At 34.1% G+C, this 22730-nt stretch carries 24 protein-coding genes; 6 read left to right on the top strand and 18 right to left on the bottom strand.

Features of this window, described 5'->3' with window-relative positions:
- Nucleotides 1-88: 88 nt before the first annotated feature.
- From QL232_RS14410 to QL232_RS14425, 4 genes are all read right to left on the bottom strand, one after another.
- Nucleotides 89-469 carry a hypothetical protein gene (locus QL232_RS14410; RefSeq protein WP_168881543.1) on the bottom strand — a complete coding sequence of 127 codons (381 nt, stop codon included), beginning with the start codon at nt 467-469 and terminating at the stop codon, nt 89-91.
- A gap of 132 nt (nt 470-601) precedes the next feature.
- Nucleotides 602-1426, bottom strand: a complete 825-nt coding sequence (locus tag QL232_RS14415; protein ID WP_281614615.1) for an alpha/beta hydrolase — start codon at nt 1424-1426, stop codon at nt 602-604.
- Between the two features lie 190 nt (nt 1427-1616).
- On the bottom strand, nt 1617-2021 hold the full coding sequence (locus QL232_RS14420) for a thioesterase family protein (protein WP_281614616.1): 405 nt from the start codon (nt 2019-2021) through the stop codon (nt 1617-1619).
- 84 nt (nt 2022-2105) lie between these two features.
- A complete protein-coding gene (locus QL232_RS14425) occupies nt 2106-3077 on the bottom strand; it encodes an alpha/beta hydrolase (RefSeq protein ID WP_281614617.1) in 972 nt (323 codons plus the stop codon).
- 121 nt (nt 3078-3198) lie between these two features.
- Between QL232_RS14425 and QL232_RS14430 the strand changes: the two genes are divergently transcribed.
- Genes QL232_RS14430 through QL232_RS14440 form a run of 3 tightly spaced genes read left to right on the top strand, consistent with a single transcriptional unit; the run spans nt 3199 to nt 6161 of the window.
- A complete protein-coding gene (locus QL232_RS14430; RefSeq protein ID WP_281614618.1) occupies nt 3199-4986 on the top strand; it encodes a M14 family metallopeptidase in 1788 nt (595 codons plus the stop codon).
- A gap of 6 nt (nt 4987-4992) precedes the next feature.
- Complete coding sequence (locus QL232_RS14435) at nt 4993-5730, top strand: hypothetical protein (RefSeq protein WP_281614619.1); 738 nt, start codon at nt 4993-4995, stop codon at nt 5728-5730.
- Nucleotides 5731-5750: 20 nt separating this feature from the next.
- Entirely contained in the window at nt 5751-6161 is a 411-nt protein-coding gene (locus QL232_RS14440) for a YkvA family protein (protein ID WP_235958266.1), read from the top strand.
- Nucleotides 6162-6180: 19 nt separating this feature from the next.
- Here QL232_RS14440 and QL232_RS14445 read toward each other — a convergent pair whose 3' ends face one another.
- The 5 genes from QL232_RS14445 to QL232_RS14465 all read right to left on the bottom strand — a co-directional run bounded on the left by QL232_RS14445 (nt 6181) and on the right by QL232_RS14465 (nt 11802).
- Nucleotides 6181-6816 (bottom strand): DUF4163 domain-containing protein, encoded by a 636-nt coding sequence (locus QL232_RS14445; RefSeq protein ID WP_281614620.1) that lies wholly within the window; start codon nt 6814-6816, stop codon nt 6181-6183.
- Nucleotides 6817-6944: 128 nt separating this feature from the next.
- Nucleotides 6945-8558, bottom strand: a complete 1614-nt coding sequence (locus QL232_RS14450) for an aminopeptidase P family protein (RefSeq protein WP_281614621.1) — start codon at nt 8556-8558, stop codon at nt 6945-6947.
- A 120-nt stretch (nt 8559-8678) separates the two neighbouring features.
- The gene (locus tag QL232_RS14455) at nt 8679-10223 is read right to left on the bottom strand and encodes an acyl-CoA carboxylase subunit beta (RefSeq protein WP_281614622.1); all 1545 of its coding nucleotides are present in this window, start codon (nt 10221-10223) and stop codon (nt 8679-8681) included.
- A 156-nt stretch (nt 10224-10379) separates the two neighbouring features.
- Nucleotides 10380-11045, bottom strand: a complete 666-nt coding sequence (locus QL232_RS14460; protein ID WP_281614623.1) for a head GIN domain-containing protein — start codon at nt 11043-11045, stop codon at nt 10380-10382.
- A gap of 190 nt (nt 11046-11235) precedes the next feature.
- Nucleotides 11236-11802, bottom strand: coding sequence for an outer membrane beta-barrel protein (locus QL232_RS14465; RefSeq protein WP_168881533.1), 567 nt, complete (start codon nt 11800-11802; stop codon nt 11236-11238).
- Between the two features lie 195 nt (nt 11803-11997).
- Here QL232_RS14465 and QL232_RS14470 point away from each other — a divergent pair, with 195 nt between their 5' ends.
- Nucleotides 11998-13134: an MBL fold metallo-hydrolase gene (locus QL232_RS14470; RefSeq protein WP_281614624.1), complete on the top strand. Its 1137-nt coding sequence runs from the start codon at nt 11998-12000 to the stop codon at nt 13132-13134.
- Between the two features lie 67 nt (nt 13135-13201).
- Here QL232_RS14470 and QL232_RS14475 read toward each other — a convergent pair whose 3' ends face one another.
- From QL232_RS14475 to QL232_RS14505, 7 genes are all read right to left on the bottom strand, one after another.
- On the bottom strand, nt 13202-13519 hold the full coding sequence (locus tag QL232_RS14475) for a heavy-metal-associated domain-containing protein (RefSeq protein ID WP_281614625.1): 318 nt from the start codon (nt 13517-13519) through the stop codon (nt 13202-13204).
- Between the two features lies 1 nt (nt 13520).
- The gene (locus QL232_RS14480) at nt 13521-13880 is read right to left on the bottom strand and encodes a hypothetical protein (protein ID WP_281614626.1); all 360 of its coding nucleotides are present in this window, start codon (nt 13878-13880) and stop codon (nt 13521-13523) included.
- Nucleotides 13880-14848, bottom strand: coding sequence for a permease (locus tag QL232_RS14485; RefSeq protein WP_281614627.1), 969 nt, complete (start codon nt 14846-14848; stop codon nt 13880-13882). Before QL232_RS14485 ends, QL232_RS14480 begins: the two co-directional genes overlap by 1 nt.
- 4 nt (nt 14849-14852) lie before the next feature.
- A complete protein-coding gene (locus QL232_RS14490) occupies nt 14853-15095 on the bottom strand; it encodes a thioredoxin family protein (protein WP_168881528.1) in 243 nt (80 codons plus the stop codon).
- A gap of 45 nt (nt 15096-15140) precedes the next feature.
- Nucleotides 15141-15377, bottom strand: a complete 237-nt coding sequence (locus tag QL232_RS14495) for a thioredoxin family protein (RefSeq protein ID WP_281614628.1) — start codon at nt 15375-15377, stop codon at nt 15141-15143.
- Between the two features lie 164 nt (nt 15378-15541).
- Entirely contained in the window at nt 15542-16444 is a 903-nt protein-coding gene (locus QL232_RS14500; RefSeq protein WP_281614629.1) for a diacylglycerol kinase family protein, read from the bottom strand.
- Nucleotides 16445-16506: 62 nt separating this feature from the next.
- Nucleotides 16507-17244, bottom strand: coding sequence for a metallophosphoesterase family protein (locus QL232_RS14505; protein WP_168881525.1), 738 nt, complete (start codon nt 17242-17244; stop codon nt 16507-16509).
- 312 nt (nt 17245-17556) lie between these two features.
- Between QL232_RS14505 and sulP the strand changes: the two genes are divergently transcribed.
- Complete coding sequence (sulP, locus tag QL232_RS14510; RefSeq protein ID WP_281614630.1) at nt 17557-19272, top strand: sulfate permease; 1716 nt, start codon at nt 17557-17559, stop codon at nt 19270-19272.
- 40 nt (nt 19273-19312) lie between these two features.
- On the opposite strand, the gene QL232_RS14515 is transcribed toward sulP, so the two are convergent.
- Complete coding sequence (locus QL232_RS14515) at nt 19313-19888, bottom strand: rhomboid family intramembrane serine protease (RefSeq protein WP_168881523.1); 576 nt, start codon at nt 19886-19888, stop codon at nt 19313-19315.
- A gap of 19 nt (nt 19889-19907) precedes the next feature.
- The gene (locus QL232_RS14520) at nt 19908-21098 is read right to left on the bottom strand and encodes an anhydro-N-acetylmuramic acid kinase (protein WP_348646742.1); all 1191 of its coding nucleotides are present in this window, start codon (nt 21096-21098) and stop codon (nt 19908-19910) included.
- A 62-nt stretch (nt 21099-21160) separates the two neighbouring features.
- Between QL232_RS14520 and QL232_RS14525 the strand changes: the two genes are divergently transcribed.
- Nucleotides 21161-22408, top strand: a complete 1248-nt coding sequence (locus QL232_RS14525) for a competence/damage-inducible protein A (RefSeq protein WP_281614631.1) — start codon at nt 21161-21163, stop codon at nt 22406-22408.
- Nucleotides 22409-22730 lie beyond the last annotated feature (322 nt).

Below are 22730 nucleotides of genomic sequence, written 5' to 3' on the forward strand. Positions count from 1 at the left end.
GTTGCGTACTAAAGGGCAAAAAAAGACCGACACTACCATACATTGTACAGCAGTGTCGGCCACACACATCACAAAAGTACCAGAAAGACTAAGCTTCCGACGCTTCTGAAGACGCAGGTTTTTCTTCTTCTTTTGAAGGAGCTTTAGCAGCTTGTGCTTCTAATGCTTCAATTCTAGCCTTCAAAATTTCTACCTCTTCAGAATCACCTCCCTTGAACATTGATTTGATTGAATCCAAATCAAAATTCACAGATGAAGTAAATTTGTCTACAAGTGTTTTTACTTGAGACTCAAATTCGTCTTTTTTAGCTTCTGTGTTGGCAACTAATTCGTCTACAATCTTTTTACCTTCTTCTTCTGTAATTTTTTCTTCAGCAATAAGTTTGTCGACTACCTCGTTAACTTTTTCAATTGTGTAAGCTGTAATACCAACACCTGTGTAAACGATTTTTTTTAGTAATTCTTCCATCTTGTTTTGTGTTATTATGTGATTTGTCCGAATTGCAACACAGTTTGTAAACTGCTTGCACAAAGATACTTAAAAATAAATGAATGAACAATCATTTTATGTTCCGATATTACATTTATTTGATATTTTAATTTACGAAACTTTTAAGTGTTTGTTTAGATATTCACATACTTTATTTATAGCATCCTCAGATTCAGGAATAAATCTCCAAAACAATTGCCACCAATGCATAAGGTCATCCCATTTTTGGAAAGTAATGTCGACTCCTGCGGCTTTCATTTTCTCTTGAAGCCTAAAACTATCACTATACAATACTTCATTGGTAGAAGCTTGTATTAAGATAGGAGGAAAGCCATCAAACTCTCCATATAGAGGAGATACCATGGGGTCTTCTAATGATTTCGATCCTGCATACACCTCTGCCCATCGTTGCATTTCTTTCACTTTTACGAAAGGGTCAGAAAACTTATTTTCTTCTGCAGATTTGCCCGTATGTTTTAAATCTGTCCATGGAGATAGACATACACCACATTTTGGGAAAGGTACATTTTTCTCTTTCAAGTAAAATAAGAGTGAACATACTAGGCCACCACCAGCAGAATCTCCAGCAATAGCAATCTCATTTGGAGCAAAACCATTATCTAATAGATATTGATACCCTTGAAAAGCATCTTCAATGGCCGCAGGACAAGGGTAAGTTGGTATTTTTCTATAGTTGACTAATAATGCAGTGGTTCTCGTTTCATCAACAATTTTACCCACTAAAGATCTATGTGTTTGAGACGAACCGATAGCATACCCTCCGCCATGTAGATATAGTAAGGCTCTTTTGGTTTTTGTAGGTCGTACTGGTTCGATCACTTCTGCAGAAAGTCCATTTAACTCAAACTTTTTAGCTTTAACTCCCCAAGGTAATAGTGAAAATATGGCAATAAATTCCGTTGTTTCCCTGAGCATCGTAAGATTGATGTTCTGACTAGGAAAAGCTATTGCACTAAGATTTAATGTTAATTTAAGTAATCTGTGTTGTATAGAGGTCATTCTATTTATTTATGATTTATCTGCTGTCCATAATTAATAGATAGTTAGTATTAAAATGAGTGGCATACCCATTTTAATACTTCAAGAGATCATTACGATCTTTTATTTATTTTACTAACTCAACTTTTATCGAGTCTTTTATTTCTTTCGGTCTTTGAGATTTAATATCAAAAGAAACTAAAGTGACTTCAGCTGCTAATGCTTTTTTATCAGTTCCTTTGATAAAAATTTCATGTTCAAAGGTTAAGCTTTTTGTTCCAATTTTGGCAACTCTAGTCTTAATCTCCAATACCTGATTCATAGTGGCAGGGTAGAGGTAGTTGATATTATAATTAGCAATCACAAAGGCAGTTTCTTCTTGAGAAGCTACTTCTAAGGAAGCATTGTTTTCAAAATGAGACCATCTGGCTTCCTCAAGAAATTCCATATATCTCATATTATTTACATGTTGGTAGCTATCAATGTGATAGTTTCTGACTTTAATTTCTTTTGTACTAACTCTGCTGTCCATTAGTTGTAAGTTTAAGCATTGAATGATTTGTATATCAATCGTTTCATTTTAAATGAATGAATATACAATTATTTTATGAATAACCTAAATAGGAAGATTTTGTTTACTTAACAGCTGAGTCATCATGGTATGAATGTAATTCATTACTTTTTTTTCATACTCTTTAGGAGCAGTTGTGATAGATCTGGCATGTTCGGCTTTATCGACGAACCATATGAACTTAGCCCCTTGAGATTTTGCATCATATAATTCTTGAGACATTTCCATGGGGATATAGGTGTCTGCTTTTCCATGGATGAATAGAACAGGCACTTTAGATTGTCGAATTCCTTTTATTGGGGATGCATCAGCGAAGTAAAAACCTGCTCTTATTTTAGCCAAAAGGCTGGTGGTGTCTACAAATCCAATATTAGGCATTCCAAAATCTTCTTTTGCTCGCAACACTAAAAGATTTTTAGTATCTGAAAATGCACAGTCGGAGATATAGAAATTAACAGAATGGGTGGTTTCATTAATGCCAGAATGGGAACAAACAGTTGCAGCTCCAAGAGATTCACCATGTGCAGCTATAATATCAGATGGTTTTTTCTGTTTCGTCCATTGGACAATTTTTTCTAGATCTCTACTCTCAAAGTAACTGAAAGAGACTTCATCTCCTCCAGATAGACCATGTTTTCTGTGATCATACAGAACGACATCAATACCATTTTTTAAATAGATCTGAGCATAGCGCATCATTCTCCAACGATCATGCGTAACGCCGTGGACCATAATCACAGTTAGAGGAAATTGTTCGTTGGATACTTTTAAGTAAGAACCTTTTAATTGGTACCCGTAGTCAGAATCAACGGTAAAGTCTTCTCTGTTGACTTCGGCTAATAATGTGGTATCAAATGACCCATTTTGTTTTTCTTCTTCTAGATGACTTTCACCTTGGTAAGTTTTTATTAATACAGATTGATTGTAAGAAAAAAATGATACAACGATGTAGATTAAAATAATAGAGAGTGAAACACCACCAATAATTTTCTTATTTCTCGAGGATAATGGGATCATTATGAATGTTCTTGAATGATAAATTTAATGTTGTTATACAATTTAAAGAATCTTTGAAGAAACCGATTATTTATAAGATATTTATAAGTGATAAACACATTTATTTATTGAAATTAGAATAGTGAGAAACCATTTTTTTATCTATATCCTTCTTGTCGCTTTTGTATTTACTGCTTGTTCAGAAGAGGAAGTGCAACAAGAACAGATTGATCAAAAACAACTACCTAAAAAGGATCTCAATTGGGAAACGGTATTTGAAACTTCCGATGGCACCAAGACAGTTACCTATCAGGAGGGGATTGCCTATTATAAAAAATTAGCGAAACATTTTGATCAGTTTCATTTGTTGAATTTTGGTACTACTGATGCAGGCAAACCGCTTCATCTGGGTGTTTTGTCACCAGAAGGATCCTATTTGCCTTCTAATTTCAAAACCAAAAATGTTTTATTAATCAATAATGCCATTCACCCTGGAGAACCTGATGGGGTAGAAGCTTCTATGATGTTGGTTAGAGATATCCTTGAAAAGAAGGTAGATTTTGAGTTGAAGAATACCATCATAGCCATTATACCTTTTTATAATATTGGTGGTGCATTAAATAGAAATACAGGTACCAGAGCCAATCAAGATGGACCTGAAGAATATGGTTTTAGAGGCAATGCCCAAAATTTGGATCTCAATAGAGATTTTATAAAAATGGATTCAAAAAATATGTGGGCCTTTGCAGAAATTTTCCACCTTACTAAACCAGATTTATTTATTGATACCCATGTGAGTAATGGGGCTGATTATCAGTATACGTTAACCTATTTGGCATCTCATGAAGATAAATTGGGTGTTGTGGGAGAATTTGTAAGAGAAAAAATGAACCCCTATATGGAACAAGCGATGGATAAAGACGGTTATCCCATTGTTCCTTATGTAAATGTTTGGGGAACAACGCCTGATAAAGGATATGTTCAATTCTTTGATTCACCAAGATATTCATCAGGATATGCAGCCTTGTTTAATGTACCGAGTTATGTGGTAGAAACTCATATGCTCAAACCGTATAAAGAAAGAACTCTAGCCACTTATGGTTTCTTAAAGCATGCGGTGAAATTCCTTGAAAGTAATGGTGAAGCCTTAAATGTAGCGAAGAAACAGCAATTTTCTCTAGATAGTATGGCTACAGCATTGCCTGTCAATTGGGAAGCTGACATGACACAAGCTGATACTTTATTATTTAAAGGTTATGAGGGCGTTATGAAAAAGAGTGAGGTGAGTGGTTTTTCAAGATTATTTTATGATCGTACAAAACCATATGAGAAAGCTATTCCTTATTATAATGCTTTAAAAGTTACTGAGGTTGCTACAATCCCAGATTATTATGTAATCCCTATGGGATGGTCAAAAATTGTTGATTATCTAAAACAGAATAATATTAAAGTAAAGCAATTCAAAAGAGATCAAGCATTAAAAGTAAAGGTGACCTATATCGATGAATATGAAACGGTGAAAACTCCATATGAATCCCATTATCTACATTATAATATTAAGACTTCTACTAGGGAAGAAGAAGTTAAGGTACGTAAAGGAGATTACATTGTGAAAACGAATCAGCCGTTTGTTCGTTTTATAATAGAGACACTTACGCCATCAGCAAAGGATTCTTATTTTGCTTGGAACTTCTTTGATGCGATTTTACAGCAGAAGGAACATTTCTCGGCGTATGTTTTTGAAGACAAAGCGAAGCAATATTTGGATGAAGATCCTGAATTAAAAAAAGCTTTTGATGAAGCTTTAAAGAAAGATGCTTCTCTAAGAAAAAATGGATACAGACAGTTAGAATTCATTTATGACCAAACCAACCATAAAGAAAAGTCATTTATGAGGTATCCAATTTACAGTGTATATACAGAAAAATAATAAATCATGGAATATCAACACTTAAGACCTACGGAATTAGCCTTCTTAACACACCTTTCCAATGCAGAAGGAAAAGTGTTGATGAGATTTACCATAATTAATTTGGTCATGGAAGGAGTGTTAGAAGGAAAGGTAAAACACACTGAAAATGGTACCGTGACGAAATTAAGTAAAGGAGAACAGTTTGATAGCTTTACACCAAGAGCCTATGAGAAGATTTTCCTGTCATATTTTAAAGATGATCAGGAAGATATTTATACAATCAAGACTTTATTACAAAAAGTAAAGGAAGATATCTCACCAAAGGATTTCTTAAATAAGTACATAAAACAAGAGCCTTCGATACAAAAGTATCTTGGAAAAGGATTTCTAAATCAACTTTCGTCTACAGTAAAACTATCTTTAGAAGGGAAGAAGATGGTCAGTAATCTACTAGCGTATTTAAAAGAAAGAAACAATACCTACAAGTATACCATGTCAGAAAGTAGAAAGTTGGCTGTTCTCCAAGAAATGGAGTCGTTAGCTTTACTATTACCCTCTTTTGATCAAGAGATTTTACCTCAGTTTAAACTGCTTATCAAATCTAAGATACAAACCGACGGAGATGAGAAAATAGATGATTTTGAAAATTACTTTGATGAAGCCCCACTATTTTTAGGATCTCTACAGCTTATTTATAAAATAGGAGGGATTGATGAAAGTGGAGATACCGATAGTCAAGACGATGGTGGAGAAGGAGCATAAACAATTAACAAATGAAGAAAATGAAAATAAAAGATATTGATACTAAGAAATATGTAAAAGGCTTTCAGGAGAACCAATTTCTTGAAAAACTAATCAACATAGCTAAAAAAGCTGGAGAAAAGGTCGTATATATTGGTTTGGTGTTGTTCTTTATGTACATCGATACAGAGACACCAAAAAAGGCAAAAGTAGCAATTGCAGGGGCATTAGGGTACTTACTGATACCTTTCGATTTAATCCCCGATTTCATTCCGATTGTAGGTTACTCAGATGATTTTTCTGTAGTATTAGCTGCAGCAAGTTATGTGGCAGTTTGTTTAAAGGAAGAGCATTTAAACCTTGCAGTAAAGAAAATGGAAGAATGGTTCGATGATTTCGAAGCTTCAGAGGTAGAAGGACTTAATGCAATGATTTATAAAAAAGAAAAATAATACAGACTTCTGAGAAGTGTTATAGCCCTAGTTCTTGAACATAGGGCTTTGTTATGTCTTTTACTTCCGCCCAAGTTAATGTTACTTGTTCTGGGCAATGCTTACTTTTGCATTTGTTGCTATCGAGTGGAAATGTAATTCCTTTAGTGTCTACACAGAAATTAGAAGTAACGCCTTTCTTAAGTTTAATATCAGAGTATTTGTGTTTGAGTTTATTGAAAATGGCGTTTTTGTAATCAATTTCATCATCAAATAAGTCTTTGAGACGGATGACTTTATTTTTCTGAGAATCAAAGTTGTAAGTCATTTTGATGATTTTAATTCCATCAAAACCATTGAAATAAGTATCTTTTTTAAAAGAGATACTCAGAATACCATTATTGTTGTGATGTACTTGATAGTCAAGGTTTAAATAACTTAAGCCCATAGCCCCTTTTTCTGATTTTACATCAATAATCTTTGCTCTGAAATTATTGATTGCCATAATCATGATTCTTTGAATATCGAGGTTGATTTGATGCTCAATGTCTAGCTTCTTTGAACAGATAACTTTTGGGTAGGAGATATTCAATTCATAGTGCATCGATGAATTCAGTTTATTAAACCCCTGTTTCTCTATTTCCATGGCATAGAAACTCAGGGCGCTGTTCAACACTGAAATTTGCTTGAATGATGTGTTGAAAAAAAGTACTATGAATAAGATTACAAATCTCATAAAAATTGTAGGCCTCGCTAAATGTAAAACAAATTAAAGGCCGAAATATTGTATTTGGGTCAAGATATTTAATCTAATGAAGGAAGCTGTAGCTTATTAAAGGCACTTTCTTCTTTCATCAGTTGCTCAATTTCATCAGTAGTCCTTGGGGCTCTTGCAGATAAATTTACAGGTCCTTCTTTAGTAATCAAAATATCATCTTCAATTCTTATCCCAATTCCCCACCATTTTGGATCACATTCACTATCTATGGGGATATAGATTCCAGGTTCAACAGTGACCACCATTCCTTCTTTTAAAGTGGTGTAATGTCCTTTATCATGTACATCTAATCCAATATGATGCATCAATCCATGAGGGAAATATTCATTATAAGCTTCTGGGTATTCGATGATTTTTAATTTGGTTAATGCTTTACCAATAATTTTGGATGACAACTCATAGATCTCATTGAAAGAGGCTCCCTCTTTACATGCTTGAATACATTCGTTTTGTGTTTTTAATACGATATCGTAAAGTATCTTCTGCTCTTTTGAGAATGTTCCATTTACAGGAATTGTTCTAGTCACATCAGCTGTATACCCTCTATACTCAGCACCACAATCCATAAGAATGAGTTCGCCATCTTCTACATGTTGCTTATTATTAGCAATGTAATGCAGCATACACCCATTTTCACCCGCACCAACAATACTAGGATACCCTTCATATTCGGCACCATATTTTTTATAGATAAACTCATGAATACCCTGGATCTCTGTTTCCGACATTTCTGGCTTCATCGCTTTCATAACTTCTATTTGAGCAATGCATGAAATGTCGATAGCCTTTTCTAGTAGTTGTATTTCTTCCTCTTTTTTTATTTCCCTCAGATCTGCCATCAGACTGTCGAGTAACATAAGAGAAATATTAGTGGTTGGTAATAGCTCGGCAATTTTGACTCTTTCTTCTGGAGTTTGGGCAGAAACGAAATCAATAATAGTAGGATCTAATCTTAGTATCATCGCATCTCTAAGTTCCATACCTACAAATTGAGCCACATTTGCTTGATTTTGAAGTGTAGTACCTCTCATCATATTGTAAATATGTTCACTAGCTGGATGGAGAAATGCAGGGTAATTTGCTTGTTTTTTGAAGGTGGAAATTAAATCAAATAGATCATATGGATCATAAATATTATTTTTTACATCTCTTGGAGGATCGAAGGTCAGTACCTTTTCAAAAGTAGAAAAATCGATTTCCATTCTTTTGAGTTGATGGTTTGAAAAAACACATGAAACATCAAGATCTTGGTGTACGACTTCTACACCTAACCTTGTGCCATTCCATTTTTCATCAAATTTATCTTTAGGTTGAACAAAGAACAGTTCATTACACTTGGTTCCATCAGATAAGGTATACGGCTCAGAGAAGATAAATAATACTGCATTTGGTTCTCTATATCCAGTAAGGTAGAATAGATTAGGGTCTTGATGGTACACATAATTTACATCATTGGCTCTATTTCGTATCGGGTTGGCAAAAAATACGGCAACACTTTTAGGAGGCATTTTTTGTCTAAGTGATTCTCTTCTATCTACATGAAAGTCTGATGACGTATAATCTTTTGGAGCATACTTGTATTGTGCTTCCGTAATGATGGGTAAGAAGAATAAAAAGGTGATGTAAAAAAATCTATTCATTAAAAATTACTATTTGGACAATAACCTAAGCCAAGATAATCATTGTAAAAAGAAAAGTGAATGACTTTTATGATTAATTGAAAAGTCATTCACTTTATTAGTAGTATTAGTCAATGGATACTACAAAGGTATATTACCATGTTTTTTTCTTGGAATCTTATCCACCTTATTTCTTAGCATATCAAATGCAGCAATAAGCCTTTCTCGAGTATTTTCTGGTTTAATTACTTCATCGATATAACCTCTATAGGCGGCTCTATATGGATTGGCAAACTCTTCAGTATACTCTTCAATTTTTTCTTGGAGTTTTGCTTCAGGATCATCTGCAGCTTTAATTTCTTTTCGGAATATTATTTCTGCAGCACCTTGTGCACCCATTACTGCAATTTCAGCTGTTGGCCAAGCATAATTAAGGTCTGCTCCAATGTGTTTAGAGTTCATTACATCATAGGCTCCACCATAGGCTTTTCGCGTAATCACAGTAATTCTTGGTACGGTTGCTTCACAGAAAGCATACAAGAGTTTTGCTCCATTGGAAATGATACCATTCCATTCTTGATCCGTACCTGGTAAAAAGCCAGGAACATCTTCGAATACAAGTAGTGGTATATTAAACGCATCACAGAAGCGAACAAAACGAGCCGCTTTTTTTGATGCATCATTATCTAATACTCCAGCGAGTACAGCGGGTTGGTTGCCGACTACTCCAATACTTTTTCCTCCCATACGAGCAAAACCAACAACAATATTTTCAGCATAAGCTTCATGTACTTCAAAGAAAGTATCTTCATCAATGCAGCCTAGAATGACTTCTCTAATATCGTATGGTTGATTGGGGTTGTCTGGGACAATATCTGCCAACTGTTTTCTAACTTCAGATTCTTTTGTCTTATAGTCATATCTAGGAGAGTCCATCTCACAGTTTTGTGGAAGATATGATAAAAGTGTTCTAATATTTTGGATCGCTACTGCTTCGTTGGCTGCAGTTAAGTGGGTAACACCACTTTTGATAGAATGAGCAGATGCTCCACCAAGTTCTTCAGAAGTAACTTCTTCATGTGTAACTGTTTTTACTACGTTAGGTCCTGTTACAAACATGTAAGATGTATTCTCTACCATCATGATAAAATCTGTGATTGCAGGAGAGTATACAGCTCCACCGGCACAAGGCCCCATTATACAGGAGATCTGAGGAACTACACCAGAGGCTTGTGTATTTTTATAAAAGATATCAGCATATCCACCTAATGATTTTACTCCTTCTTGGATTCTAGCTCCTCCAGAATCATTTAAACCAATAATTGGAGCACCGTTTTTCATCGCCATATCCATGATTTTGCAAATCTTTTCTGCATGCGACTCCGAAAGGGATCCTCCAAATACTGTGAAATCTTGAGAGTAGACATAAACAAGTCGACCGGAAATCTTACCGTATCCAGTGACTACACCATCTCCAAGGTAGTGTTCTTTGTCTAATCCAAATTGCACTTCACGATGTCTTACAAACTTTCCTACTTCATGGAAAGTATTGTGGTCAAGTAGCAATTCTATACGTTCTCTTGCAGTTAGTTTACCTTTTTTATGTTGTGCTTCTATACGTTTTTCACCACCGCCTAACTCAGCAAGGCGGTTCATTTCCTCCAAAGTTTGAAGCTTATCTTTCATATGTGTTGTTTTTGTGTGTTCTGTTTGATGTGTTTATAAGCTAGTGAAACTTAGAGAAAAAATATTAAAAATCAGAAACAAAGGAGAAATATTCTTCATGAAAATAAAAAAAGCTATCCATTACAGATAGCTTTTTGATGAATATAAGAGGAGAACTTATTCTTTAAGTTCAGTGTAGTTTTTTACGCTACCCAATCCATTTGCTGAAATTTTACAAGTATTATAGGCATTCACTTTCATGTTTCCGATCCCATTACATTCAGCGACCATATCACGGACAACGAGATCTCTTGCGTCTACGCTGCCTACACCGTTGGCCTCTAAATTAGCTGTAATTGCATTTCCACTTAGTTTTAATTTACCTACACCTGTAAATTCAAGGTTTAATTCTTTGCAGTTAATTTTTAGATCAGTAGTTCCTACTCCTGTATTTTCAAAAGTAAGTGTATTAAACTTTAATTCATCTTCGTTGGTAATTTCACCAACCAATGTAGTTTCTAGTTTTTCTAGATCTTCAAATTGAATAAAAACGACCAAGTCTTTCTTGTTGGTTTTACCATTTTTGTCGTCGTCTTTCGAATTGCTAATTCTTAATTTCTTTCCGTCTTGAATGGTTTTAAACTCGGCAACATCTTTTTCTTTCCCCTCAATAAATACTTTACAAGTAGAACCTTGTTTGAAGACAACATCAAATGCCCCTTCTAATTCTAATGTATTGAAGTCATTAACGGAGATCGGTTTTGTAACTTTATTATTACCCTGAGCGAATAAGTTGAATGAGAATAATAGAAAAGCGAAAAGTAAGGAAGTAAAAGATTTCATTAGTATTTGATTTAAATTTTAATTTAAAGACAACCTATGTAGAAGAAGGTTGCATGAGAAGTTTAGATTTGATAAATAATTGAAGTATTAAATAATTTAATTTGCGACAGGAAGTTATAAAAAATTATGTGTGATGGGATAAAAAAAGGATCACAAATTTCTCTGTGACCCTTTATTTCATTTAAATTTTTTATTCGTCTCCTCCAAAATGAAGTACTCCACTCAGCCCTAAAGTAGAAAGGTGAGCATCACTACTAAGGTCCATCGCTTCCCATTCTAATCTAACTTCAAACATTCCAAGCATTACACCTGCACCTACACCCCAAAGGAATTTTGTCTCATTATCGCTATCCGATGCAGTTTGTCCACCAGAAACAGAGTTGTCATATTTTGCAAAGAAAGCACCCGCTTTTGCGAAGCCGAATATTGGACCGATTTGCAGTTTACCTCTTGCTGCTACATCCCAACCTGTAACTTTGGACTCATAGGTATTTCCGCTACTAGAATCTTTTACTTTACCTAACGAACGGTAGCCGCCTTCAATACCAAGGAACTTATTACCAACGCCTGCAAATACTTTCCAAGCAAGAGCATTGTCATTTACTTTAAAGTCATCACCAGAAATATCAGTGAGTTTATGCTCTGCGAAAGTGTTACCAACACCGCCTCCAATTCTAAAAGATTGTGCTGATGTAACATTGATTAAAGTGAGTGAGCATAAAAATGCGAATAGAAATGAAAATAGTAGTTTTTTCATGAGTTATTAAAATTGATAATTATTGAAGAGTTACTATCCAATAGACAGTTAATTGATTTAAGTTGACAAAATATTCAATTGATTTTTAATTGGTTACACAATCAATAAACTAAAAATAGCTTCAAATAGTATCATTTATGATTACATTTTTAAAACTTATAAGTTCAAATCAAATTCTTATTGAAAAAGTATTATATGTCACTTAGAAAAACACTGAAATATATTTCATTTTCTATCCTTTCTGTTCTTGCTTTTATTGTGATAGTTGGGCTCTTATTTATCACTTTAAGTCCACAGTTTGGAGGGACACATACAGAAGAAGATATTAAAAGATATACAGCCTCAGGGCATTATGATGAAGGTGAATTTATCAATTTGACAACGACTACCATGGATATGAATATGGATAGTATTTGGTCAACATTAAGAGAGTTCATGGCAGGTGTACCTAATGATAGACCTGCAAGAAACATCGAAGTGTTATCAATGGAAGTGGGTGATGTAGTGAACAATGATACGCTAACTAGAGTAACATGGTTTGGGCATTCTGCTTTCTTGGTAGAAATGGCAGGGAAAAAGATCTTATTAGACCCAATGTTAGGAGATGTACCAGCTCCACATCCATGGTTAGGTCAATCGAGATATTCTAAAGAATTACCAATATCTATCGAAGATATGCCACATATCGATGCTGTTTTTATATCTCATGACCATTATGATCATTTAGATTATGAGAGTATCGAAAAGTTGAAAGGAAAAGTAGATCAATACTATCTGCCATTAGGTGTTGGCGCTCATTTTAGAGCATGGGGTATTCCAGAGGAGAAAATCCATGAATTAAATTGGTGGGACGAGGCTGAGTTAGGTAACATCAAATTGGCATTTACTCCATCAAGACACTTTTCTGGAAGAGGACTTACAGATAGGAATGCGACATTATGGGGGTCTTGGGTATTGATAACAGAAAAGGATAGATTATACTTTAGTGGTGATGGTGGGTATGGAACTCACTTTAAAGAGATTGGTGAAAAGTATGGTCCGTTTGATTTAGGTATGATGGAATGTGGTCAATACAATGTGAAATGGGCACAGATACATATGTTACCAGAAGAGTCTGCTCAGGCTGCAGTAGATATTAATGCTAAACTAATGATGCCTATACATTGGGGAGCATTTACTTTAGCACTACATTCTTGGACTGACCCTGTGGTAAGAGTGAAGAAAAAAGCAGATGAATTAAATATGCCAATTTCAACTCCAAGAATAGGAGAACCTATAGTTTTACATCAGGAAAAATATCCTATTTCTTCTTGGTGGGAAAACTACTTGTAGATATAAAAATAAAGGGATTCCAATGTTAGGAATCCCTTTTTTGGGTAATAAAGAATTAGTCACACGTCTATTGCTTTACTTTGTATGGCGTCTGATTAATAGCATCAATGATTTCTTTTTCAGAAGCCTTGCTGTTATCAAACCATACAGTTACCGAGGAGTTTTCTAAATTGGGTTGCATTCCAAGATATCCATCTACTTCTTTAAGAGAGTAGTTTACAATCCCCGTACAACAACTTGATTTAAAGCCTTTCAGCTGATATGTTTTTTCTGTTTGCTTTACCGTAGTAGATGATACTTTTTCAGTTGTATTCCCATTAGATGTGTTACAACTACTGATAAAAAGTAATCCAACGATAGTGATGATGATGTTGATTAGTTTCATTTTATATTAGGTTTAAATAGGGAAGTATTAGAATAAAGATATTTAAGAAGGCGATGCCCCATAAAAATCTTTTGGATTGGAAAAAATGGAATGCTCTTTTTTCTGTGAGTGCTAACTCTTCATATTCTATATTACTAGTACAACAGCTCTCTTTCTTGTTTGGAAAATAGGCTTTGTACAAATTATAAAGTGTTAGCATTAAACTACTTCCAATTAATAATGGTTTGATACTTATCAGCCAAGTTAATGTTGATGCAGAAACCCCCATTAGTCCTACAATGGCTAACAAAGGCCCTACACAACAGGTAGAAGCAAGTAAGGCGGTAAATACCGCCAAACCTGATTTTAAAATATTTTGCATTAGCTAAACATTATATTGAAGAAATAACCTGCAAGGATCATCCCTAAGCCAATGGTACTGAAGAAAGTGATAATTAATTGTTTCTTCATTACTTTCTTTAGAAGTAAAGCTTCTGGTAAGGATAAACCAACGGCTCCCATCATAAAGGCGATTGCTGTTCCCATAGGTACTCCCTTAGCAATCAAAGAGTCAATGACAGGTAAGATACCTACGGCGTCAATGTATAATGGTATTGCTGTTAAAACCGCAATTGGTACAGCAAATGGATTGTCGGCATTAATGTATTTTTCAAAGAAAGATTGAGGAACAAATCCATGAATAAATGAACCGATAGCCAAACCAACTAAGATATATGGAATCAGTTTCTTTAATGTCTGAACTGTTTCAGCATGAATTTCAGGTAATCTCTCACCGAACGATCTTTCGTCATTATCCTCTACAGCATGTGTCTCCGCTAAGTTTTTTACCCAGTCAGCCACATATTTTGCCATACCGATTTTATCTAAGATGATACCACCTACAACACCAAGTAGAATTCCGAAAAGCACATAGATAATGGTAAACTTCCATCCATAAGAAACAATAAACATTGCAATAGCCACTTCATTTACCAAAGGTGAAGTAATCAGGAAAGAAAGTGCAATACCTAAAGGAATTCTTGATTGCATCATCCCTACAAAAAGAGGAATAGATGAACACGAACAGAATGGTGTTACAGCGCCTAAAGTGGAAGCAAGAAGGTTACCAATACCAAACTTTTTATTTTTCTCTAAGTAGGCTCTTATCTTATTTAATGGAAGATAACTTTGAACGATCCCCATGATATAAGTAATAATTATTACTAAGAGAATGATATGAGTAGTTCCTACAAGAAAGTAATGTAAGGCACTACCAAAAGTAGATTCAGGTGCTAAACCTGCTAATTGATAAACTAAATAATCTGCTGCTTTTATTAATAAACTTTCCATGATACTATGCATTTAAGATTTTCAATAATTCTTCATCTGAATGATGTTTTTTATAACTGTAAACTTTATCGTTTACCACAACTGCAGGAAATTCTGAAGTGCCATACATCATTACTTGTTCTAATTCTCTGAGGTCTTCTACTTGTACAGCGATATTATTTTTCTCTGCAACTTTTTCGACTCTCTTCTTTATGATTGGATTAATCATACAGCAATCCTGATGAAGAATTTTGATAATCTTTTCCATGACTTGTTTCTATTAGAGTGAATGAGAAATTTTAGAGGAGAGCTATTATGCAAGCATAGCTGCTATATCCTCATCTGTATTTTTTTGGCGGTAGTTGAATACTTTTCCATCAATTACCAAAGAAGGAAACTCTGTAGTACCGAACTGCATTGTTTCAATCATATCAGTTACATCTTGAATAGCTACTTCAACATTTTTTTCTGCAGCCACTTTTTCAATTTGCTTTCTGATTCTTGGGTTAACACCGCAGCATGATTGATGTAAAATTTTGATCGTTTTCATAGGAATTTATTTTTTTAATTTTGATTGTTTTAAACTGTTTTCACCTATGAAGTATTGGAAGGAGTTGAAAAGACACACATTTTAGAAAAAAAATAAAAAAAAACTTCAATCAGTTTGCTAACTAATTGAAGTTCAATATTTTGCGGTTGTTTTTTTTCTATTCTTTATAAATCTTCTAATAATAGATTTTTTCTTGTTGTGATAAATTGGACAGCACCAGGTACAATTTCAATGTCAAGTTCTGTGATGTCTCCAATTACTTCTCCATCTAATTGGAGAAGTTGAGGGTTTTTAAATTTAATCTTTGCTTTTTCAGCAGAATAAACGTTGCCATTAGCATCTTCTAAAAAGCTTTCATCAAATTTTGAAAGACCGACGATAATAAGATCTTCAAAATTCATTTCTGGTATGGCTACCAATTCAAATTTGCCATCAAAAGGATTACTAATACTATTTAGAGGGACACCTGTTCCAAATTTCCTAGCATTACATATCGCCATCATAATACCCGTTTCGTCATACTCTTCACCGTCAATCTCTATGGTATAATCGAATATGTTTGTCTCTCTAAGTTGTTCTAGGAAATACTTAAAGTAGGTAGTCATACCTCTATTGGGATCTTTAGAATACCCATTGACAATCTGAGCATTTACCCCAATATCACCTATATGAAGACAATAATGTTCGTTGTTGACTTTTAATAAATCAAGCCCTACAGATATTTTAGACATCAGAATATCTTTTAGGGCTGACATTGGATCCGGATCAACAAACAACTCTACAGCCATTCCATTTGCAGAACCTAAAGGAATAATGCCCATAGGGATTTCACTATCTAATAATGCTGTAGACGTAAATAAAGTTGTGCCGTCACCACCTACAGATGCCACTCGACTGGGTTGGTAATGGTCTATCTCTTTTTTGAGATTTTCTAAATCATCCTTACCCGTAGTCCTGAAGATGTGGTAATGAATATCATATACATCTAATAGGGCTGTAGCTTCCTTAAGGAAAGGTTCTTTATCGATATCACCAGAAATAGGGTTGACAACAAATAATAGTCTCATATTTAATAGTTTGACGTTAATCGGTCGAGGTAAATTTAAATAGTTAAGTTAGTGAACTTTCATTAAAGTTGATCTTTATTCTTTACTTTAATCAATTCTAAACTATCTAAATTTAAACAAGATAAATAACCATGATATTTTCTTTGTTCTGTAGTTGGTGTTTTCAAATATGCACAGCCTGAATCTAGATTGATGATCTTTCTTTTTTCTTTGACCATCTTTTCTACTTCATAAATAAATTTAGGCGTATGCCCATGAACTAAACGTTTCTTCTTCAAAACTTCATTAATACGTTCAATAGGAGGCAAAGGCTTTCTAATGGTTAACATTGCGTCAAAGTCTTTTTTAGGCTTTTCTGCACTAAAATTAAATCCAGCATGCACAAAGTGATAATCTTCAATAATGATATGATAAGGAAGTTCATTGAAGAATTCTTTATGGTGCCAATATAAAACGCCATCCTCACTTAGAATACTCTTTCTAGGTTTTGTGAAAATCCTTGTGATGAAACGTAAAAATTTAGGCTTATAAGTTTTCTGCTTGTCAATCAGGTTCTGTTCATGGTTTCCTCTGATTGTATATATATGATAACCGTCTTTTTGTAAATCGAGAATATAATCGATCACTTCTTTGCTGTAAGGACCTTTATGGATATAGTCTCCGAGTAAAACAATAAAGTCGTTAGTAGTAATTTTTAATTCGTCTTCTAATAAATATTTCAGGGTGTGGTAACAACCATGAATATCACCAATCGCAAATCTTCTGACGTATTTGTCCGTCTTTAATTTTAACTTTTTCAAAATAATGATCTAATATCTTTTTTCTTATTGGATTCAAAGGTATAATTTTGAGTCGTGATCACATAGAAAAATATCGAGATCTAAGAATAATTATATTGTAAGTGACTGATTATTAGATGTTATTCACAGACTATAAACACTAATTCAGATGAAATTGTTGATAACTGTTGTATTATAAAGCATTGATCTTGTATAATTTCAAGTAAATCAGTGACTTATCAACAGATATGTAAATAAATCTGAATAACAATGTTGGTAATTCACCGTTTTGTTGATAAGTGTATATAAACTAATAAATACAACTTTTAGTGCATGAAGAATCCTATTACAGCCTTATCCTTATTAAGAAACTACAAGGTTTCTAATATTTCTGGTGATGCCGCGGCGGGTTTCGCGACTGGAATTATGTTAATTCCTCAAGGGATGGCATACGCTGTTATTGCAGGATTACCTGTACAATATGGATTATATGCCTCGTTGATTGCCCCAATTTGCTATTTCCTTTTTGGCACAACACAAAAGTTGGTAGTAGGACCTGCTGCTTTAGATTCTATGCTATTAGCTTCAGGTATTGCTTCTTTAGGAGTGGTAATGTCTAGTGAGGAGTATGTGGCTAATGTGATGGTAGTTGTCTTTTTCGCAGGCATTTTACAAGTAATTGCAGGCCTATTGAAGTTTGGATTTATTGCTAATTTCTTTTCTCAGCCTTTATTAAAAGGGTTTACGACTGCTGCAGCTTTACTTATAGCCTTTAGTCAGGTAACCCATTTATTCGGGTTGGAGAAGGTAGAAACATCTTATTTTCATCAGGAGTTGTATTATATGATTTCTAAAGCTTCTCATATGCATTTTCCTACATTAATCGTTGGTTTCGGTACTCTATTGGTCATTTTCTTAGCCAAAAAAGTGAACCTACAAAAGATATCTACACCTTTAATCGTAGTGATTAGTATACTGTTGAGCATGTATATGGATTTTGAAGGGATGGGAGTAGGCGTAGTAGGGAATATACCAAGTGGTTTGCCTCAACTTATTCTTCCATCTTTTGAACAAGTCAACCTCAAAGAATTATTACCTATTTCTGTGATTGTAGCTATTATCGGTTTCACTGTATCCAATAGTATCATTAAAAGCGTTGAGGAAGGGAATAGTAAAATTAATATCAATAGGGAATTTATTGCTTTAGGTTTGTCTAACAGTATTGGTACTTTGTTTGGTGGATATCAGGCAAGTTCAAGCTTTTCTAGAACAGCGATTAACCAAGAGGCAGGAGCAAAAACTAGAGCATCAAATATTATCTCTAGTGTGATGATCGCCATTGTACTTCTTTTCTTTACAGATATCTTTTACTACTTACCGAAAGCAGTACTCGCTGCAGTAATTATTGCAGCAACACCTTCTTTGTTTAGTTTTAGTTACTTCAAAGAAATTTATTTCCTTAGAAAAAGAGAGTTTGTAGTCTGTATCCTCACTTTTATATTAACGATAGAATTTGGAGTGATTGTCGGATTAAGTAGTGGAGTAATTGCTTCATTAGGGGTATTTATGTATCAAACTTTAAAACCACATTTGGCAGTTTTAGGAAAAATAGAAGACACTAGAATTTATAAGAATATACTAAGGTTTGATGGTGCAAAAGAAGAAAATCATATTATTATTTTTAGAGTAGATGCTCCATTGTATTTCAGTAATATCAGGTATGTCCTTGATGAAATGAAACGTGAATTATCAAAAAGAACAGATATTCATGCTATTGTGATAAAATCTGAAAGTATTAACTCTATTGATATCACTGCTTTAAATGAATTGAAGCAATTTATCCATCAACAAAAAAGAAAAGGAATAGAATTATATATGTGCTCTGTAGTTGGCCCAGTGAGAGATTTGCTTTATAAAGGAGAGGTTGTTGAACAGATGGGGGGCAACCAATTATTTCTATACTTAAATGATGTGATAAAATATATCAAAGACAAAGAGGCATATAATTTCAAGAATAAAAAAATAGCTAACCAAAGTAGTAAAGAGTAAACTATTCTTTGATTAGCTATTATTAAAAATATATAGAAACCTATTGATTTAACTTTGCTTTTGGTTTGTATTTGTCCACGCTAAACCCAAAGATTGCTCCACAGATACCTCCCATTAAATGTGCCATCTGAGAGATATTATCAGCACTAAATGCATTGACTACTTCTTGTCCTAAGAATAAGATCACAATAAGGATGAATGTTAGTGGAATTGCTCCTTTTTGAACATTCACAACAGAACTCAAAAGAATAAACATAAATACAATGCCACTGGCACCTAGTAAACCACTAGATAAGAAAATAGCGTTGATTAAACCTGTTACTAGAGCCGTAATAGACATCATGGTCAGTAACTGTTTACTACCGTATTTTTCTTCAAGTATAGGTCCTAATAATAGGATATAAGTGAAATTACCAAAGTAGTGATCCCATCCACCATGTCCAATCACATGACTGAAAAGTCTGAAATAGGTTAATGGGTTGGAAAAGCTCATGGAACTAAAAGTGCCTACACTAAAAATAGGTGTGAGATCAAATCCAATATTTTTTAATATCATAAAAGCAGCACAGATAAATGTAAAAGTCAATGTTACCGGTGCATTATATTGTATGCGCATTTTTTTCTATTTATTTAGTTTACCCTCCACAGCCAATAATCTTATTAAATGAAGGCATTTCTTGAGTATCGATTAATTGATCTTTTTCTTTATTTAGATCTTGTTCTTGATTGACAAAAATATGATGTATTACTCCTCCACAATTGTCTTGTGATGCAGCTGTTACACTCTTAAGACAGTTATTTTCTCTATTTAGACGTAGACAACCTAAAAAAGCAAAAAGTAAGGCTTCTTTGTGTGTGATTATTTTTTCTGATGGAAGAACTACTTCAACAGTTGTACAATAGGAGCGAATACGATCTATCAGATAGTCATTATAAGCACCTCCACCTGTAATCAGTAATTTTGGTTTTCCGAAGTGTATTTTTGATAAGTTATTTGCATTCTGTATTACCTGATTGACCTGATAGGCAGTATGTTCTATACTGGTAGCTAAACGGTCTTCTAAACGATCAATCTGCTTTAAGATAGGTAAGTAGTGTTCTTCTACCCATTCTTTTCCCAATGATTTTGCTCCAAATGAAGAATAGAAGTCTAGCTTATTTAATGCATCAAAAATTTTTTTCTGAACATTACCTCTTCTTGCCATTCCTCCTTTATCGTCATATTCTTTTCCTATTGAGCGCATATAGACATTTAGAGGCATGTTGGCAGGGCAAGTATCAAAAGCGATGGTTTCATTATCGACTTCATAAGATATATTCCCGATTCCTCCCAGATTTAAACGATAATGGTATTCATTAAACAGTAATCGGTCGCCTATCGGTACCAATGGAGCTCCCTGACCGCCTAATGCAACATCAGCAACTCTAAAATCATTGATCACATTGTGTTGAGATGCAGCAGCTATTTCAGGGCCACCGCCAATCTGTGAAGTAATACCTATTTCAGTCTGATGGAAAATCGTATGACCATGGCTACAAACGTAGTCTACCTTTAATTGATGCTCATCAATGAAACATTTTGCCAATTGTCCTAGTTTCTTCCCAAGATCACGGTCTAATTTTATATATTCAAATGCAGAAAGATGTTCGGCAGTATTTAGGCGTTGTTTCCACTCCTCATTCCAATCATGGCTTGAGGTATAGGGCATATAGTAACGCCATTGTTTTTGCCTGTCTTTCCAAAATTCGGCATAACAAAGGTCAACACCGTCGAGGCTTGTACCTGACATTATACCTATCATACGAAATTTGTTCTTACTGCTCATTATTTGTCAAATTAGATCCTTTAATTTCGTAACTCTAAATTTATTTTGAAAACAAAAGAGACATGAATACACATACTTACGTAGAAATTATTACAATCGGGGATGAAATTCTCTATGGACAGATCACAGATACCAATTCTCAATGGATGGGAACGGAGTTAAATAAAATCGGGTTTAAGGTGATCCGTAAAACTTCAATAGGTGATACAAGAGAAGAGATACTCAATATCCTCGAAGAAGCTCAGAAAAGAGCAGATGTGATTCTAATAACTGGAGGTTTAGGACCAACTAAGGATGATATTACAAAAAAAACAATAGCAGATTATTTTGGAGTGGATATGACTTTTCATCAAGAAGTCTACGACAATATTGCAGAGCTATTTAGAAATAGAAACAGAGAATTAACGGAACTAAACCGTTTACAGGCAGAGGTGCCAAGTAATGGAAAGGTATTGATGAATGAAGTGGGTACTGCTCCGGGTATGTGGTTTGACTCTGGAAACAAAACATTTGTTTCCATGCCAGGGGTTCCAAGAGAAATGAAGTTTCTAATGACCAATCATGTGTTGCCTCAACTACAGAAAAAATATGAGACTCCACATATTGTACATAAGATGCTTAGAACAATGGGTATCCCAGAATCAGTTTTAGCACAGACCATTGAAGATTGGGAGAATAACCTTCCTGAGTTTATCAAATTGGCATATCTACCAAGATTTGGTCAAGTGAGGTTAAGGCTAACAGCTGTGGGAGAGGATAAATCGGTATTAGATAATGCAATTAGTGAACAAGTAGAACTACTAAAACCTTTGTTAGGTGACAAGCTATTTGCAGAGGAAGATGTAGAAATTGAAAAAGTAATCATGGACAAGATGATTACAAAAGGATTAAAATTAGCAACAGCCGAATCATGTACAGGTGGTTTACTAGCTCACCGAATTACCAAAATGGCAGGGTGTTCTGCATTTTATAACGGAGGCATAGTATCATATAGTAATGACGTTAAGCATTCTCAATTGGGAGTATTGAAAGAAACATTAGAAAGTTATGGTGCGGTAAGTGAACAAACAGCTTTACAAATGGCAGAAAATGTCAAAGAAAAGTACAATTCTGATTTTGGGATTGCAACTACAGGAATCGCCGGACCTGACGGAGGAACGGAAGAAAAACCTGTCGGTACCGTTTGGATAGCTATTTCAACACCAACAGAAACAAAAGCTAAGTTATTACAATTGACAAAACAGAGAGAAGTAAATATCACTGCAACTACAAATAATATACTTCAATGGCTCAATGATCACTTAGAATAAGGTGTCATTTTGTGAAAAATTATAAATTTTTAAAGTCCAATTCTTATTTAAATTAAGAGTTGGGCTTTATTTTTTTAGTATTGATTATTTGTTAAAATAGTAAATGTAGTATTGTTAAGTGATTGATATATAGTCAATTGAAAATGTTTGTCGTAATAATGTAGTATTAAAAGTGTAAAAAAGTGACTTATTATTTTTTTGATTTATTATGATTATCTCGATTGTTGTATCATGACGTTTAGCTAACCGACATAAAATTAATTTACTAATGAAATGAAATCGAAACTATGAAACTATAAGAACTATTATTTTCCACTATTAT

This window comes from Flammeovirga sp. SubArs3 (assembly GCF_947387565.1).
GTDB lineage: Bacteria > Bacteroidota > Bacteroidia > Cytophagales > Flammeovirgaceae > Flammeovirga > Flammeovirga agarivorans.